The organism is Parasporobacterium paucivorans DSM 15970, assembly GCF_900141895.1.
GTDB classification, from domain to species: Bacteria; Bacillota; Clostridia; order Lachnospirales; family Lachnospiraceae; genus Parasporobacterium; species Parasporobacterium paucivorans.
Genome location: NZ_FQYT01000021.1, coordinates 21,406 through 37,891 on the forward strand (window position 1 = coordinate 21,406; position 16,486 = coordinate 37,891).

Below are 16,486 nucleotides of genomic sequence, written 5' to 3' on the forward strand. Positions count from 1 at the left end.
CTCCTTGCTATTTTAACCGGATTTCCGTCAAGCTGTCCGGATTTACGACGATATAACCGTTTGACTTTCCTGTCCCCACCATACATACGACTTCATCTTCAAAAGTAAACGCAAATTCTTTTGTTCCAGACAGATTATAAATCTCGCAGGACGTAGAATTATTCATGAGAATCTTACCGCCTGAAAAAGCAATTTCATCATAATTGAAATTAAAGCCCTTTGTAAGAATCTCTTTACCTGAAGTATCATAAATTTTCATTTCGTACGGCATCTCCTTGTCACTGCTCAGGAATACTATCCCTATATACCTGCTGCCAAAGAAAACGCTTTTGATTTCCTCTTTGAAAATCTCTGTTTCAAAAACCAGCTCCGGGGAACTGCTTATTTTATAAATGGAGAACATATTGTCTCCAAAGGCTACGGCCAGATTATTGTCCAGAAAATCAACCTTGGGAACGATTGTATCCGTATATTGGTTGAATCCGCCCACCAGGCTGTCCTGGGCATTTCCGCCTTTTCCGGAAAAATTGTAAAAAGCAACCTTTCCCTGTACGGTGCCTGCATTGAGATAAAGATAGGACACTGCGAGCTTTGTGCCGTCTGCTGAAATGGATATGTCCAGGGGATACCCCGTACCCTCAAAAACGGTCTTTCCCATAACGAGCTGGCTGCCTTCCTTGTCCGTCACTTCAATGTAATTGGAAGTTCCGTCATCCAGCAATGCCGCAACAACACCCTGTGCGGAAACCTCCAGATCTGTCATGGGATATGATGTCTCGATTTCCTTAACAAGACCTGTGGTGTCGAACAGATAAATCGTATTAGACTTTTGTTCTCCAACAGCCACATAATTGCCCTGGATGGCAATCAGAGGGTTCCTGAAGTCTATTGCCTGGTTCCACACAAAGCTTTCTCCATTTAAATAGGATATTCCGTCGTTGCCATACCGGAGAAAATAGTTTCCAAAAGGCAGATATCTGGTCTCGTTCCTTACACTTTGAGTTTCTATGGTTCTTATGACTTTATATGCGCTGAATTGCCTTTTATCCATAAACAGCTTAATCCCTGCCGCTATAGCCACCAGAACCAGGACAATGACAGCAATTTGTATGATGGTTTTTCGCTTCATTTATGGGCGCTCCTTGAATGCCTTTATTGCCTCGGAAATATTGACCGCCTTCCCTTCATCAATGATGCCGGTCAGTCTGTCCAGATTTTCTGTGTTCATGAATTCGCTTCCCAGGTATGCTTCATAGTCCGTCTTTATCCTGAGGGAAGTGTCCTGCTGCCTGCGTTCCACATCTAGGAGCCTTTGGGACATCTCGGCAATCCGGTTCTTCATTTCGAGAATCTTGCCTGCGCTTGCGCCGGTAATTTCATCAACAATCACTTTGGCCGTTTTCTCTTCAAATTCCTTCAGGGCCGCCACTTTTTTCTCCTTGAGGACCGTAAGGTTTTTTTCTATTTCTGCAATTTCCGCATTGAGCCCCGAAAGATTGTACTGGCTCTCATCCGGATCTTTTTTTATCTTTTTCTTGATCTTCTTAATCTGTTTCCGATTGGCTATTATTGCATTCCTTTCAGGACGCAGTTCTTCAAAAATGGCCTTGTCCCTGGATTTAGTGATCTTGAAGATGGTCATATAAATAATGAATACTACGACAACAATCCCCAGGTACACAAGTACCTTCCACATCCAGAACCCTGTCACAAAAAAGTAGCATACGGCATTTGGAATAAGCCCAATGAAAATTATGGTCAATATAGCAAAAAGCACAAAATCCTTCATGCTGCTGGTACAGAAAAGAGAATAGAACCAGCCGGAGGACGCAAAGCCAGGTATCCCCTTATCACGCAAGGCCTTCTTGATTCCCTGTTTCCGCTCTTTATTTTCCTCAACCAGAATTTTTGTCTCCTCGGCCATTCTGTTTTTGACCGCTTTCTTCCTGGTGCTTTCCTTTTTGTTCTGGGCGGACTTCAGTTTGGTATTGTTGGTAGAAATCTCCCTGTCAAATCCTGCTTCCAGCTCGTCTCTTCGCTTCTTTGTAGTTGACGTGATGGTATCTGCCGTCAGTTTTTCTTCCGTTTCCAGGTCTCTTTCCAGATTGCGTCTTTCGGTGGACAGATTCTGGACTTCTTCTCTTAACTGAGCTTCTTTGATGATAGTTTCCTTAATCTGCCTTAGTTCCGCAGAACTTCCCAGAAGAATGCTTTTATTTTCCATCCTATTCCCCTCCCGTTATTGAAAATGTGAAAATGCATTTCCTATGCTGCCGCTGATTACCAGATTCGCCCTGTTGTCCAAACGGGTCGGAGAATCATTAATCAGGACCAGCTTGTTCCCCTTGTAGTATTCAATCAGGCCTGCCGCCGGAAAGACCACCAGGGAGGTTCCTCCCACGACCAGCACATCGGCTTTGCTTATATATTCGACAGATTCCTGAAGGATTTGCTCATCAAGGCTCTCCTCATACAGCACCACATCCGGTTTAATGGTCCCGCCGCAGCTGCATATAGGTACTCCATCCGATTGCAGGATGTATTTCTCATCATAAAACTTGCCACAGGACATGCAGTAGTTCCTAAGTACGCTTCCGTGCAGTTCCAGCACTTTTCTGCTGCCTGCCAGCTGGTGAAGCCCATCGATGTTCTGTGTGATGACTGCTTTGAGTTTTCCCTGTTCTTCGAGTTTCGCAAGCGCGATATGGACTCTGTTCGGCTTTGCGTCCGGCATCATCAATTTATCCTTATAAAAGCGGTAGAATTCTTCTGTATGCCTTTCATAAAAACTATGGCTGAGAATGGTTTCCGGAGGATACTCATAAATCTGGCTATAAAGTCCGTCTGTGCTCCTGAAATCGGGTATTCCGCTCTCTGTGGACACCCCGGCGCCTCCAAAAAATATTATGTTTTCACTTTCCTCCATTATTTTAATGAAACGTTCCATTACATCCATAACAATCCCCTCTGATTCCTTTTTCTGTTGTATTTCATTATATCCCATTACACTTTTTTAGACAACATAAACCATTGTAGACCTTCCTCCCTGGTGGTATAATGGGGCTTGAATAATTCACAAAGAAAGGATGCATAATCATGTTCCGTTTATGGGGAAAGCTTTTTAACAAGGGAAGAATGCTCCGTGATACCGTCATCGAGAAGGATGACCCGGCCACGAGCAGAACCGCAAGAATACTGGACTCACTTGAAGAAATCTGTTATGAATTCGATCTGAGCCGCCCGATATGGCTGGAAGTCTCCATACGTGATTTCCAGATTCACGATAAAGTTAAGTTTACTGCTGACAATTTTATGGAAGAAATAGATTTCGATTACCTGGAAATCCAGGTAATCGAAGGATGATGTCTATATTTGCCGTATCTCCGGCTTTCCAAGCAGGGTGAACATATTCTTTTTATAGAATTCCACGCCCGGCTGGTCAAATGGGTTCACACCCAGCACATAACCGCTCACGCCGCAGGCTGATTCAAAGAAATAGAATAATTCTCCCAGTGTTCTTTCATTCCTGGCAGCCAAAGTGACCTTGAGGTTTGGCACGCCGCCGTCCACATGGGCCTTTATGGCTCCCTTCATGGCACTTCTGTTTACAAAATCAACGGTTTTCTCCGCCAGATAATTCAGGCCGTCCAAGTCATCCTCTTCTTCTCCTACCAGGATTTCCTCTCCTGTATTGGATAAATCCAGTACAGTCTCAAATATGCATCTCTGTCCATCCTGTATATACTGTCCCATGGAATGCAGATCTGAGGTCAGATCCACGGCTGCCGGGAAAATTCCTTTGCCGTCTTTCCCTTCACTTTCTCCGAAAAGCTGTTTCCACCACTCTGCAACATAATGGAGACAGGGTTCATATCCTGCCAGTATTTCAATATTCTTCCCTTTTTCCAGAAGGATATTCCGGACTGCCGCATACTGCAGGGCGTCATTGCTTTCAAATCCGGCTTCCATGAATTTATTCCTGCCCAGCGCCGCTCCTGCCATCAGCTCGTCAACATCTGCTCCAGCGGCCGCAATGGGAAGCAGTCCCACTGCCGTCAGGACCGAGTATCTCCCACCGATGTCATCCGGGACCACAAAGGTTGTATATCCTTCTTTTCCCGCCAGCTCCTTCAGAGCTCCTTTATTTTTATCCGTAGTCACATAGATTCTTCCGGAAGCCTCCGCTTTCCCATACTTCTCCTGTATCATCCGCTTAAAGAAGCGGAAGGCAATGGCCGGTTCCGTGGTCGTCCCGGATTTGGAAATCACGTTCAGTGAAAAATCCCGGCCTTCCAGACGCTGCTTTATTTCCAGTATCTGGGTGCTGCTCAGATTGTTCCCAGCAAAATAAACTTCAGGATATCCTGGATATCTGCCTTGCAGAAATTCGATAGCCGCTCTGGCTCCCAGATAAGATCCTCCGATACCGATCACCACAAGTACGTCCGAATCCTTACGGATTTTTTGTGCAGCTGACTTTATTTTTTCAAACTCTTCCCTGTCATATCTCTCAGGAATATCTATCCAACCTAGAAATTCACTTCCGCTGCCGCTTCTGTCCAGGAGCATTTTGTGTTTCTGCTTTACCTTTTCCTCCATTTGGACCAATTCTTCCGGACCAAAAAAACCTTTTGCATTTTCATAATCAAATATAATATCAGGCAATATACTCACCCCTTTTCCCCTTATAAACTGCTGCTGTCCAGATATTCTTTCTGTTCCGGTGTCAGAATATCAATTGCCTTGCCCATGAAATTCAACTCCCTCTTTGCGACTTCCATGTCAACTTCCTTTGGAACCTTAATCAGCTTCTCTTTGAGCTTTCCTGCATTTTCTACAAGATATTTCGCACTCAGCGCCTGGATTGCAAAGCTCATATCCATGATTTCAGCGGGATGTCCATCCCCGGCAGCCAGATTGACCAGCCTTCCTTCGGCAAGAACATATACCCATCTGTCCCCTTCAAGCCTGTAACCCATGATGTTTTTTCGCTGCTCTTCTATTTCCAGAGCCATTTCCTCCAGTCCCTCCACGTCAATTTCCACGTTGAAGTGACCTGCATTGGACAGAATGGCACCATTTTTCATGACCTTGAAATCGTCAGCAGCAATGACCTTGTTGCAGCCTGTGACCGTAACAAAGAAATCACCCAGCTTCGCTGCTTCATTCATCGGCATAACTTCAAACCCGTCCATTACAGCTTCGATTGCCTTTATCGGATCGATCTCCGTTACAATGACTCTCGCCCCCAGTCCTTTGGCTCTCATGGCAACGCCTTTTCCGCACCATCCATAACCGGCCACAACGACCATTTTTCCGGCTACAATCAGGTTTGTAGTACGGTTGATTCCGTCAAATACCGACTGACCCGTGCCATATCGGTTGTCAAAGAGATGTTTGCAATCTGCATCATTTACCAGCACCATTGGGAAACGAAGCTCGTCCCTGCGGGCCATGGCCATCAGACGGATAATGCCCGTAGTTGTTTCCTCGCAACCGCCTATCACCTTGTCCAGACTGTCTGCAAACTCCGTATGCATCATATTGACAAGATCTCCTCCGTCATCAATGATGATATTCGGCTCATTCTTGAGTACGCTGCGTATGTGCGTTTCGTATTCTCCCGGTGTGCAGCCATACCAGGCATGCACTTCCAGTCCTGCTGCCACCAGGGCCGCTGCCACATCGTCCTGGGTAGAAAGAGGGTTGCTCCCCGTTATATACATCTCTGCCCCTCCTGCCGCCAGAACCTTGCAAAGGTAGGCGGTCTTTGCCTCCAGGTGGATGGATAGTGCAACCTTGATATTCTCAAACGGCCTGGTCTGGGAAAATTCCGCCTCCAGTGAACGCAGGATCGGGCAATTTCTCTTCACCCATTCGATTTTATGTGCTCCTGACTGCGCCAGGCCGATATCCCTAATACTGCTCATTTTCATTTCCTCCTGTGATTCCTAATTTGTCGCAGATTTTTCCAATATTGTAATAGACCTGCTCTTCATCTATTGTTAAAAGTTCCCTGTTTTCCATAATTATTCTGCCATTTATGATGACTGTATCTACCTCTGACCCGTTGGCCGAATAGGACAGGGCGCTGATCAGGTTTCTTTTCGGCCTCATCTGGGGATTGTTCAGATCCAGAATCGACAGGTCGGCCTTTTTTCCCACCTCAATGGTTCCCGTTACTGACCCAAGTCCGAGCCCTTTGGCTCCGTTGCGGGTGGCGGCGGCAAATACCTGTGCCGCGCTTACGGACTGGGCATTCCTGGTGCTTCCCTTGTATGCAAGGGCGGCAGCATTCATTTCGCCCACCAGATTCAGTGCATTGTTGCTGGCCGCTCCATCCGTGCCCAGGCATACATTTATGCCCCTCTCCAGCATTTCCGGAACCCTGGCAAATCCATTTCCCAGTTTCATGTTGCTTTTCGGATTGATAGCTACGCTCACCCCTCTGCGTGCCAGTATATCCATATCCGAATCTGTCAGCTGCACGCAGTGGGCTGCCAGAACAGGGATGTCAAAGAGTCCTATCCGTTCCATCAGCTCGATTGGTGTGCAGCCTCTTTCCCTCTGCATATTGTGTATCTCATTCTCGCTCTCGCTCAAGTGGATATGGATACCGACATTGTTTTCCCTGGCTTTCCCGATTACCTGCTCCAGATACTCCGGGGCACAGGAATAAGGGGCGTGAGGGCCAAACATGAAGCTTATTCTGGCGCAGTCCCTATAGTTTTCCATTTCATCAATGGCTTCTTTCAGTCTTCTTATTCCACTTTCATCCTCTGATCCGCCTGACAGACCGCGGGCAATCACCGCACGGATACCGGACTCTTCCACGGCCCGTGTGGTCTCATTGATGTGCATGTGCATATCGGCGAAGCAGGTCGTCCCGGTCCGGATCATCTCGAGTATGGACAGAGAGGCACCCCAGTAGGCATCCTCCCCTGTCAGCCTATCCTCAATGGGCATGATGCTCTTAAACAGCCAGTCATCGAAGGACAAATCATCCGCCAGGTTTCGGAATACGGACATATATGCATGGGTATGGCTGTTGACCAGACCCGGAATCAGAAGCCTGTCTTTGCCTTCTATAACCTTATCCGGCACAAATCCCTCCGGTATGGAGTCCATACCGGTTATCATGTCTCCCTGAATGCAGATGGTTTTCTTTTCCACCACGCAGCTCCCGTCCTTCCAGACAGCCGCCGCAATATCTTTAATCAATATGTTCATTTTTTTCTCCAGACTATGTGTGATAATACAGGTTTCATTATAACAACAGTGGTAAATTTAATCTAGTATCTTTGAATTATTTTTGCTATAATGCAGACAACAAACAGGGAGAAGTAACCATCCATGAAAAAAATATTACTGACAGGCGGCGGAACCGCCGGACACGTAACGCCAAACCTGGCCCTGATTCCGGGCCTGAAGGAAATGGGCTATGAAATCAGGTACATCGGCTCACACAACGGAATCGAAAAGAAACTGATTGAAAAGGAAGGCCTGTTTTATTACGGGATTTCTTCCGGGAAGCTCAGGCGCTATTTTGACAGGAAAAATTTCACGGATCCTTTCCGGGTCCTGAAAGGCTATTCGGACGCAAAGAGAGTCATGCGTGAATATCAACCGGATATCCTGTTTTCCAAGGGCGGATTCGTGAGCGTGCCCGTTGTTCTTGCCGCAAAGAAATATAAGATACCCGTGATTATACATGAATCGGATATGACTCCTGGTCTGGCCAACAAGCTGGCTATCCCACATGCGGTGAAGGTATGCCACACGTTTCCGGAAACCGCCTCTCATCTGCCCCGGGAGAAAGCTGTTCTGACCGGTTCCCCCATCCGCAGGGAACTTCTTGCCGGAAGCCGGGAAGCCGGCCTTGCCCTTTGTGGATTTGAAGAGGAAAAGCCCGTCATCCTGATCATCGGCGGCAGTCAGGGCTCCGTCATCGTCAACGAGACGGTCCGGAAAATCCTGCCCGCTTTACTGGAAAAGTACCAGCTGATTCATTTGTGCGGGAAAGGAAATCTGGATCCTGCCCTGGAGGGGCGCAGAGGATATTGTCAGTTTGAATATGCCACCGATTCCCTCAAGGAATTATTTGCTATTACGGACATCGTGATTTCAAGAGCCGGCTCCAACGCCATCTGTGAATTTCTCGCCCTGAAGAAACCATCCATTCTGATTCCTCTGTCGGCAAAAGCCAGCCGGGGGGACCAGATATTAAACGCAGAATCTTTCCGCCGACAGGGCTTTAGCGAGGTGATTCTTCAGGAGGATCTCACCGGCCGTTCCCTCATGGATATGATTCAAAAAATCTTTGCTGACAGAGGCGTTTATCTGGAAGCAATGGAGCAGAATCCCGTCAGGGATGGAGTTGAAACAATTCTGGACCTCATCCGCACATACTCAAAATAATTCCAAATCTGAAAACGGCGGCCTCTGATTCTGAGGCCGCCGTTGGTTATTTATTCATTTCTTCCGCAATCTGTCTCACGAGCTCTTCCATATCCCGTTTGGAATGCTCATGCTGTTTCCAGGTGAGTATCTTTTCCTGTCCCTCATATCTTGGAATCAGGTGGACATGGAGATGGAATACCGTCTGTCCGGCTTCCCGGCCATTGTTCTGTATGATATTGATGCCATCACAGCCAAGTACATTTCTCATAACTTCTGCCATCTGTTTTGCCAGCGCAAACGCTTTTGCCACGGTAACCTCATCTGCCTCAAAAATATCCGCATAATGATTCTTGGGGAGTATAAGCGCGTGCCCCCTCGTCGCAGGGGCTGCATCAAAAATCACCCGAAAATCTTCATTTTCATAAAGCTGGTACGTTGGAATATCCCCATTGGCTATTTTACAAAAAATACAGTTTTCATCTCTCATGATGTACGTCTCCTTTACCTATCATCTCATTTTGCCAGCATGCTTCCTGGTAAGCAGGTGTGTTAAAACAATACCCAGTACCAGTCCTGCCAGATGTGCCGCCACGTCAATTTTGACATTCATAAAGCCATTATACAATACCAGCAGGACAAAAAGGATAAACTGGATTTTCATAACTCCCCCGAATACCCTTCTGTTTTTTATGATGAGCACAAGTAAGGCTCCTATCACGCCAAATATGGCTCCGGATGCCCCTCCCGACACAACCATATCTCCCTGCACATAATAATAAGCGGAGGAAACCAAGCTGGCTCCCACCCCGCTGGCAATATAAATAACCAGGTATTTGAAGCTGCCCAGTATCCGTTCTGCCCTGTTCCCAATTAAAATCAGGGTAATCATATTGCTTACAAGATGATATGCGCCGAAATGTATGAAAGTAGAGGTGAAGAGCCTATAGTACTCGTTCCCGTTGAAGATATAATCCCCAAATGCAGCGCCATGAGCGAGCATGAAATACGTGTCTTCCGTTGATCCGGCTATTTCCAGCAGAATAAACACGATAATGTTTGCCGCAACAAGCAGTATATTGACAATCGGAATATCCGCTTTCACAGCCCTCATTTTCTGCTCCTTCTTGACATCCCTGTACCCGAGGAAATTTTCAAGCATAGTCCTGGAACGGGCATAGTCCTCCGGCTGATTTTCATAAATGATCAGGCGCCGGGAATGGACATCCACGATCCATACACTGATGCCGGATTCTGCCGTATGTCTCTCTCTTTCCACGGAATCCGTCAAAAGAATGAACAGTACTCCCGGATTATCCGGATGGTCTGTCAGAAGTCTGGTCTCCAGCTGCCTCTTAATGTTTTGCATCTGCGATCCGTCCATATAGGGCGCTGCCGTATTATCCACGATAACACAGACTTCTGCCCGCAGGCCTTCCGCCCTGAATAGAATGTTGATCCCGGGGATATTTGTTTTTACATCGGAAAATCCCAATTTCCCATATTCATTAACCAGTTTCTCCCTGTCCATGCAGCACCTCAGAATTACTTGTTGTAATTACCTTAGCACCTAACGAATAAAGTGTCAAACCAGTTTATCGGAATATGTACGTGCTCTTTGCCATCTCTATTCTATCTCCCCCCTCCAGAAGTACTCTCCCATAAGGTTCTATCCGTTCCCCATTCACACGGGTTCCGCCCGGTGAGTTCAGATCCTCCAGATACATATCTTCCCCGTCCCGGATTACTCTTGCGTGCATAGGTGCTATCCCCTCTTCCGCAATCACGTGGTTTACCCTCCCCGCCAGAGATCCCACTGTAAACGGAAAGTCCTTTATACACACATCATCTCCCCCGCACGTGCTCTGGCTCTCAAGAAAATTCCCCCTCGCAGGAGGATGCGGGTCTTTCTCCTCTGTTTTCTCTTCTGACTCCTCCAGCCCCGGGACCAGCGGGACCTCCTCCGGTTCCGATAGCGCTCCCCTGCTCAATCTGCTAAGGACAAGACAGACTGCCACCCCGGCTGCAGACACCGGAATAAAAAAACCGTATTCCATATCGCGAAATGCCCTGTACATCTGGGTCCCCGTAACCATCGCAAGAATGGTCCCGAAAACCATCATCCCTTTATTCGTTGCGTTATGCAGTTTTTTCAAGTCCGGTTCGGAAATTTTGAAAGAACTCCTTTTTTTAATTTCTAAATTTTCAGGCTGCATTTCTTTCATTATCTCCGGACTATCTTCTTTTTGACTCACCGCAATGGGCTCCCCTGCCATCATTGTTTCAACAATCTCCCCAAAGGTGCAGTTGTCCCTCGTGGTCATCATCTGTAAATCATATGCAGTACGGGTTGCCTGGATATCGTCGTGATCCAGCCTGGTCAGAATGAACTGCAACAAATCATTCAGACCGGGCATGAACTTCCTCCCCCATCCCGGATAGTAGCAGAATTCTACGGTTTCCATTTCTACATCGCAGAAAATCATGGACGGATCCATGAGAATGTCTTCTGCCGGAAGAAGGTGCCTGTTGGCCTCCTCCATACATCCATGAAGACATACCAGAATATTCTTGAGTTTACGGTAATCCACCTTCTCTTTTTCCAGCATTATCCGCATTGTCTGCCTCGAAGAAATTTCATAGTAAAGAAACTTTTCGTTGTCCATGGTCCTGACAGTCGTCTTTGCAAACCCTTTTATCCTGTTGTTGATCAGCATATGGTACTTATAGGTGCTCTCCATGTCATCCCCTGCCCGAAGAACCAGATAATTATGATACATATCATGCCGGTAAACCGCTTCCACTAGCGTCCCCCCTTTAGTGCCCTGCTCTTACGCAGAAAATCGCTGTTATCCAGATCCTTAATCTCTATTTCCATTGTTCCCCCAAAGGGATTCTTTCCGTAGTGCAGCCTGATCTTTACCCGGTTCCTGGATACCTCCGGCTTTTCAGCTACCGCATCTGTCAGGTAGAAGCCTTCGTTCCATTCTGAGGTGTCCGGGTTCATGCTGAGGTTGAGTGCATATGTATATAGGGAGGCCTGAATCCCCAGTCTGTCATGTAGAAAAAAGCCAAAATACAGCAGCGCGGAAACTATCAGTAGCACTGTTGGAAGCACCAGGGCCGCCTCAATTGTATAACTCCCTGACAGCCACATCCTTTTCATGGCATCCCCCCCAAGGTAATCGTAATCAGATACCCCGCGAACAGGCAGGGAACAAATGCTATCCGGTCTTTCCCGCCTGCCTTTTTAAAGACAATAAGTGCCAGAGATACCAGCGCCGCAATAAAAAGACCTGCCATCAGTATCGCCAGCGTCGCGGCAACACCCATATACAAACCCAATACCATTATTACGATTCCGTCCCCCAGTCCGACCGCATCCCGGGAAAATCTTCCAAGTAAGATCATTCCCGCACCGGGAAGCAGAGCCAGCAGCCGCGAAGACACATCGCTTTCCCTTAGCAGGATGTTCAGAAGGAGTCCCGCTAAAGCTGAAATCACGCAAAGCATTAATGATACTTTTTTATACCGTATGTCCGTTATGCTGTGAATTCCCAGAAATATTATTGGAATTATCTTATAAGCCACCTACTCCTCCTTTCCGCATCTGCTGCACAGACGCCGGTCACCCGCATCACCTATATCAATTTCTATCACGTTTCTCTTCAGGCCGCTGCAGGAAAGAGTGTAATGCCATCTGTCCCCCTCCTCCGTCACATACACTGTCTCCCCCTTAACTTCTCCTTCCTCACACAGGGAACATTCTGTATATATTCCGCCTTCTGCATTTCTGAGTTCTTCAAGCTCGTATATAGCCCTCTTCTGGATTGACAGATTTATATGGGTACAACAGGGATCCATATGATATACGGCCCCTCCCGGCGTGACGTATACGACCTGCTGCCCGTCCTCTCCTTCTGCAGACAGAGAACTTCCCGTCCACGTCCTGAACCTGCACCTCTGGACAAACGGGAGCGTCATAATGCGGTCAGGGATAAAGGGAATCTGGATTTCATAATTCACCACATAGTCTATTACACCATCCTTCACTGAAAAATCCGATTGGGCTATACCCAATCCGGAACTCCCCCCCGAAATAAATGAGTTCTCCAGCCATTTCCCATTTTCCGGAGATGACAGTCCACCCATCAGCTTCAGGTATGCATATCCCGGTATTTCTTCCCCAAGATACTGGGTTCTTGCCGTTTCCCTGGCAATCGCTTCCAATTTCATCTGCAGCTTAAGTTGAAAATCCATTATTACCAGAAAATATAATATCGACAGGATTACCAGAAGGAACAGCGGCAGCATCAGGGCCGCCTCCAGGGTCATATTGCCCGGAGCAGAATGTTTTGGGTTTAAGAATGCCCTTTCTCTATGCGTTGGCTTTTGCACTTGGAGAGAGTCGCCTTTTTTATTTTTTTTTATTTTCTTTTCATAAACAAAGGGCATTCCTAAACCATCCCTCCTAGTATTTATACTTTCCTGTCACATGTATCTGATATTCTCCTTCTTTTTTGCCCAGCATTTTCTGTACAACCGGCAGAGAGATGAATAATTGTCTTGCACTGAATCCGGTACTTATCTCTGCACTGCAGATGCATTCATTTATCCGAAAGTCCGGATTATATCTTTTGCACAGGTTGATCTGGATTACATCCATGGTCCTGAAATATTGCTGCTGGCTGGACTGCATAAGGAGCATGATCTGCAGATATTGTTCATAATCCATGCCATTTTCCTGAACGGAATTGACAGCCCCTTTCTGACTGCCTGCGCTTATGACGCCCTCCAGAGAAAGATTCCATTGATCCTCATTCTTTATGACCGTAATTTTTTCCCCTTTCAGAAGGCTCTTAACATCCAGTATGCTTTCCGCATAGGCCCAAGCTCCCAGAATAACAAACCAGGTTATGGTAACCAGCGCAGGCATTCCGGTGAACCCCGCCAGAATAGTTGCCATCTGGTATGCCTCATCCCTTTTCGTCTTGTCTTTCAGCAGGCTCAGCATATTGCATCCCTCCCGGATCAAAAGGAGTTTGTCCGCTGCCGCAGCAAGATTCTCCTTGTCCGTTGTCCCTCCTCCCAAAATGTATTCCAATTCGTAACGCAGAGCTGTTTCTTCTTTGGGGTGCGCATACGTCCCGAAATGATCCGTCAGATACCGGGAATAAACCAGCCTGTCCACCGCTTTATTAATCAGGCTTTTTGTTTCTTCCACCTCCGTTGTTCCTCCTGCGGAAGGAAGATTCTCCCCCGCTATCCTCTCACCCGATACTTCTCCCGGATTTTCAAGTACCAGTCCCAGTATTCCTTCCTCCCGCATCCTTTTCACATACGCCAGCAGGCTTTCTCCCTCCTCATGGGATCCTTCCGATACGGTTTCCATTTGCAGCTCTCCGAACGTGAAATCCTGAAAGGTTTTCCTGACAATCTCCAGTTCATCCTGGCACGACTCCAGATTATCCATATCGGGCATCCGGGCATTTGCAAGAATTTCTCTTATGGTATCCATCTTCTCCAGATATCGTTCCACCGTCTCCCTTTTGGATGACATCCCATAATAATCCTCCCCCTGACCGGTCAGGCTTCGGACTTCTTCTTGTAAAAGGGAATTGGCTTCTTGTCCGTCTTCCTCCTGCAGCTCCTTTTCCATGCGGACCGCCTTCTCCCGAATTTCACTCATGGAATCTTCATATTCATCTATCTTTTCCTCCACTTCCTTCAGCTTTTGCGTACAATCATCCGCCATCGCAACAAGTTGTGCCGCCCGCTGTCTGTAATCATCCAGCTGGACCGCTATATCTTCTCCCCCGGCAATCCTGACCTCCATCACCTCCAGCAAATCCTTCATTCCGGATAGCGCCTCTTCCGGATTTCCCCGTATGTTTTGAATTTTATCCAAGGCTTCCCTGACACCGGATATCTTTTCTTCTGTTTTTTCAAAAACTTCCCCTATCTCCTTGATTTTCTTACAGATATTTATCAATCCGGTTCCCTGTCCCAGCAGCTCCGCCTGGTTCATAAGCTCATCCGCTGCACCTTCCAGTGCGGCATATTTCATGTACTCCTTTACCTGTCCGGCAAAAATTCCTCCCGAATCATCGGTCGCACGCTTTATCTCCGTCAATTCAAGTGACTGCAGCTTCATCCTGTAAAGATCTGTATTTCTGGGCAGCACCCCTTTGTCCATATCCAGATTCCATGATATATATTCCTCCACAATTTCTGAAAAATCCCTGTCTCCGGTCCACAGGAACAGCACCCCGTAATCCTCAAACAGAGGGGACGCATATCCTGCAAAAGCTGAATCCATTCCCATCCTGGTTATACCCGTCAGCTTTGCCTCCATGGCCATAATCCGTCCTGATTCAATCAGCGTACAGAAAAGTGAAAGAATCACCGTGAAAATCAAGCTCATGAATATTGTTATACTCCCCCTCATATGTGTCCCCCTACAAAGAATTCACCTGCTTTGTAATATCCAAAAATATTCCATTTGCAATCCCGACAATCTGGCTTTTAAAAATCAATACGAGTCCCACCAATACCAGCAGCACCAGGATGACCTCCACAACTCCGGCGCCTTTCTGATTTTTGATTACCTTTTTCAGACCTTTTTCCATCGGTTCCTCCTTACCGGCTATATGCCCATTGTTATAAATGCGGGAACGATGATGATGACGATAACCACGACCAGCATAAGCATCATCGGAAAAACAAGTTTTGTGCCTGCTTCCCCACCTTTGATTTTTGCATGGTTCTTCCTGTCTTCAAATGCAGCCCCGGCCTCTTTCTCCAGCATCGTTTTCAGCCCCTTTGTGCCCTTGGTAATGTTCTGCTCCAGCAGACTGCCCAGGCGCAGATAGGGCTGCAGTCCGCATCTTATCCCAAATCCGGCATAAGCAGCTGCCTCAGGTACCCCGTTTTTCATCTTGAGATTCGTCAGGCGCATCTCCTCATAGGCATACCGCAGTTCATTTTTTTTATTTTTTTCATACTCCTCCACTATCCGGTTCCAGCTGCTTTTCATGCTCAGACCGGCTTCACTGAGCAATGTGAGTTTTGTCACTATTTCCGGATAATCCCTCATCATCTGTTCCTCCCTTTTCTTTACCCGTCCCTGCATCTCCCGGTCTTTTGCTACCACGAGAAGAACAGCCGCCGCAATGCCAAATACCAGTATCCGTCCTGCCTCCCCATTGCTTTTACGAAGATACCTGATTTTCTTTCCTTCAATCTCTTGGGGGAGGCCGACCTCCGGGTCGGTTTCGCTGCTGTTTGCGTTAATGGTGCGTTGGATTTTTTCCTCCAGGGACAGCTCCTCCTCAGAAACGGTCTTTATCACTACGGGTATTTCATAAATCTTTTCTCTTTCCTGGAAACGCAGCGTGGCCGTCAGACGGGTCAGTGTTCCTTCCCCCAGCGCATTCCCGGGGTATACATTGCCATTGAAATCCACCAGATCTGTGTTCTCTATCTGCCAGGATACGTCTACATCCCCGACGTTTGGAACCATGGATAACCGGGAGGACACTTCATCCAGCCCCTTGTTTTTTCCCCGCAGCTGTACCAGAAGCTCCTTGTATGCTTCCATGATTATTTCATCCGCTTCTTCTTCGGAATACTTGTATTCTCCGATTTCCAGAGATATTTTCTCCTCCTCTTCTTCCTGAAGAACGTCCAACTCCACCTGTACGCTGCCCAAACCGTTTGCCGGCCTGGGTAATGTCTGTATGTACCTGTTCTGGGGCAAGGCTTCTTCTATACTTTTCAGCAGTCCAAAAAGGAGAAACAGACACAGAATAGCGATTCCAAGGGCTGACTTTTTGATTTTCAGAATATATTCGAGGTTCTCCGTTTTATCCGTCAAATAAATCTTTCTTACGGCGTCCTGCTGCTTTTCATTTTTCCAGAACCGTAGCCGGCAGAAGATTCTGTCCTCCAGATACATTGTCATTCTGTAAAGGATCCTCATGGGGTGATCCCTGATTTCACAGCCTTCAAAATAGGATTTTTTATAATTCCTCGTCCGGTAATAGAGAACGACGATTCCTGCCGTCAGCAAAATATAGACACTCAGCAT

Annotated in this window: 17 protein-coding genes; 2 read left to right on the plus strand and 15 right to left on the minus strand. The window is 47.1% G+C overall.

The genetic code is table 11. From position 1 onward, the window contains the following. Positions 1–7: 7 nt before the first annotated feature. From BUA79_RS09605 to BUA79_RS09615, 3 genes are read right to left on the minus strand one after another with little or no spacing between them, the layout of a single operon-like run. Entirely contained in the window at positions 8–1,129 is a 1,122-nt protein-coding gene (locus BUA79_RS09605; RefSeq protein ID WP_073994216.1) for a DUF5711 family protein, read from the minus strand. Beyond that, positions 1,130–2,224, minus strand: coding sequence for a hypothetical protein (locus tag BUA79_RS09610; protein WP_073994217.1), 1,095 nt, complete (start codon positions 2,222–2,224; stop codon positions 1,130–1,132). It abuts the gene before it with no gap. 15 nt (positions 2,225–2,239) lie between these two features. After that, complete coding sequence (locus tag BUA79_RS09615) at positions 2,240–2,956, minus strand: NAD-dependent protein deacylase (RefSeq protein WP_073994242.1); 717 nt, start codon at positions 2,954–2,956, stop codon at positions 2,240–2,242. Positions 2,957–3,096: 140 nt separating this feature from the next. Here BUA79_RS09615 and BUA79_RS09620 point away from each other — a divergent pair, with 140 nt between their 5' ends. Continuing rightward, complete coding sequence (locus BUA79_RS09620; RefSeq protein WP_073994218.1) at positions 3,097–3,363, plus strand: hypothetical protein; 267 nt, start codon at positions 3,097–3,099, stop codon at positions 3,361–3,363. A gap of 3 nt (positions 3,364–3,366) precedes the next feature. Here BUA79_RS09620 and BUA79_RS09625 read toward each other — a convergent pair whose 3' ends face one another. From BUA79_RS09625 to BUA79_RS09635, 3 genes are read right to left on the minus strand one after another with little or no spacing between them, the layout of a single operon-like run. Then, complete coding sequence (locus BUA79_RS09625) at positions 3,367–4,665, minus strand: glucose-6-phosphate isomerase (protein ID WP_408633842.1); 1,299 nt, start codon at positions 4,663–4,665, stop codon at positions 3,367–3,369. A gap of 20 nt (positions 4,666–4,685) precedes the next feature. Next, complete coding sequence (locus BUA79_RS09630) at positions 4,686–5,930, minus strand: adenosylhomocysteinase (protein ID WP_178138583.1); 1,245 nt, start codon at positions 5,928–5,930, stop codon at positions 4,686–4,688. Beyond that, positions 5,917–7,230, minus strand: coding sequence for an amidohydrolase (locus BUA79_RS09635; RefSeq protein WP_073994220.1), 1,314 nt, complete (start codon positions 7,228–7,230; stop codon positions 5,917–5,919). The genes BUA79_RS09630 and BUA79_RS09635 overlap by 14 nt, the downstream gene beginning before the upstream one ends. A 123-nt stretch (positions 7,231–7,353) precedes the next feature. On the opposite strand from BUA79_RS09635, the gene BUA79_RS09640 reads away from it, so the two are divergent. Beyond that, positions 7,354–8,418: an undecaprenyldiphospho-muramoylpentapeptide beta-N-acetylglucosaminyltransferase gene (locus BUA79_RS09640; protein ID WP_073994221.1), complete on the plus strand. Its 1,065-nt coding sequence runs from the start codon at positions 7,354–7,356 to the stop codon at positions 8,416–8,418. Positions 8,419–8,464: 46 nt separating this feature from the next. Here BUA79_RS09640 and BUA79_RS09645 read toward each other — a convergent pair whose 3' ends face one another. The 9 genes from BUA79_RS09645 to BUA79_RS09685 form a co-directional block, all read right to left on the minus strand. Beyond that, the gene (locus BUA79_RS09645; protein WP_073994222.1) at positions 8,465–8,887 is read right to left on the minus strand and encodes an HIT family protein; all 423 of its coding nucleotides are present in this window, start codon (positions 8,885–8,887) and stop codon (positions 8,465–8,467) included. 21 nt (positions 8,888–8,908) lie between these two features. Further along, entirely contained in the window at positions 8,909–9,928 is a 1,020-nt protein-coding gene (locus tag BUA79_RS12295) for a rhomboid family intramembrane serine protease (protein ID WP_094757413.1), read from the minus strand. A gap of 64 nt (positions 9,929–9,992) precedes the next feature. Next, positions 9,993–11,201: a DUF6382 domain-containing protein gene (locus BUA79_RS09655; RefSeq protein WP_073994223.1), complete on the minus strand. Its 1,209-nt coding sequence runs from the start codon at positions 11,199–11,201 to the stop codon at positions 9,993–9,995. Continuing rightward, positions 11,201–11,563, minus strand: a complete 363-nt coding sequence (locus BUA79_RS09660) for a TadE family protein (protein WP_073994224.1) — start codon at positions 11,561–11,563, stop codon at positions 11,201–11,203. The genes BUA79_RS09655 and BUA79_RS09660 overlap by 1 nt, the downstream gene beginning before the upstream one ends. Beyond that, a complete protein-coding gene (locus BUA79_RS09665; protein ID WP_073994225.1) occupies positions 11,560–11,988 on the minus strand; it encodes a prepilin peptidase in 429 nt (142 codons plus the stop codon). The genes BUA79_RS09660 and BUA79_RS09665 overlap by 4 nt, the downstream gene beginning before the upstream one ends. Next, entirely contained in the window at positions 11,989–12,795 is an 807-nt protein-coding gene (locus BUA79_RS09670; protein WP_207647339.1) for a TadE/TadG family type IV pilus assembly protein, read from the minus strand. Between the two features lie 73 nt (positions 12,796–12,868). After that, positions 12,869–14,845, minus strand: coding sequence for a DUF5702 domain-containing protein (locus BUA79_RS09675; RefSeq protein ID WP_073994227.1), 1,977 nt, complete (start codon positions 14,843–14,845; stop codon positions 12,869–12,871). Between the two features lie 10 nt (positions 14,846–14,855). After that, positions 14,856–15,026 (minus strand): Flp1 family type IVb pilin, encoded by a 171-nt coding sequence (locus BUA79_RS09680; protein WP_073994228.1) that lies wholly within the window; start codon positions 15,024–15,026, stop codon positions 14,856–14,858. A 17-nt stretch (positions 15,027–15,043) separates the two neighbouring features. Beyond that, positions 15,044–16,486, minus strand: coding sequence for a type II secretion system F family protein (locus BUA79_RS09685; protein WP_073994229.1), 1,443 nt, complete (start codon positions 16,484–16,486; stop codon positions 15,044–15,046).

Coding starts and splice junctions, on each gene's coding strand:
- BUA79_RS09605 (WP_073994216.1), bottom strand. CDS start 1,129: ATGAAGCGAAAAACCATCATACAAATTGCTGTCATTGTCCTGGTTCTG.
- BUA79_RS09680 (WP_073994228.1), bottom strand. CDS start 15,026: ATGGAAAAAGGTCTGAAAAAGGTAATCAAAAATCAGAAAGGCGCCGGA.
- BUA79_RS09660 (WP_073994224.1), bottom strand. CDS start 11,563: ATGAAAAGGATGTGGCTGTCAGGGAGTTATACAATTGAGGCGGCCCTG.
- BUA79_RS12295 (WP_094757413.1), bottom strand. CDS start 9,928: ATGGACAGGGAGAAACTGGTTAATGAATATGGGAAATTGGGATTTTCC.
- BUA79_RS09675 (WP_073994227.1), bottom strand. CDS start 14,845: ATGAGGGGGAGTATAACAATATTCATGAGCTTGATTTTCACGGTGATT.
- BUA79_RS09630 (WP_178138583.1), bottom strand. CDS start 5,930: ATGAGCAGTATTAGGGATATCGGCCTGGCGCAGTCAGGAGCACATAAA.
- BUA79_RS09635 (WP_073994220.1), bottom strand. CDS start 7,230: ATGAACATATTGATTAAAGATATTGCGGCGGCTGTCTGGAAGGACGGG.
- BUA79_RS09610 (WP_073994217.1), bottom strand. CDS start 2,224: ATGGAAAATAAAAGCATTCTTCTGGGAAGTTCTGCGGAACTAAGGCAG.
- BUA79_RS09620 (WP_073994218.1), top strand. CDS start 3,097: ATGTTCCGTTTATGGGGAAAGCTTTTTAACAAGGGAAGAATGCTCCGT.
- BUA79_RS09685 (WP_073994229.1), bottom strand. CDS start 16,486: ATGCTGAGTGTCTATATTTTGCTGACGGCAGGAATCGTCGTTCTCTAT.
- BUA79_RS09640 (WP_073994221.1), top strand. CDS start 7,354: ATGAAAAAAATATTACTGACAGGCGGCGGAACCGCCGGACACGTAACG.
- BUA79_RS09645 (WP_073994222.1), bottom strand. CDS start 8,887: ATGAGAGATGAAAACTGTATTTTTTGTAAAATAGCCAATGGGGATATT.
- BUA79_RS09615 (WP_073994242.1), bottom strand. CDS start 2,956: ATGGATGTAATGGAACGTTTCATTAAAATAATGGAGGAAAGTGAAAAC.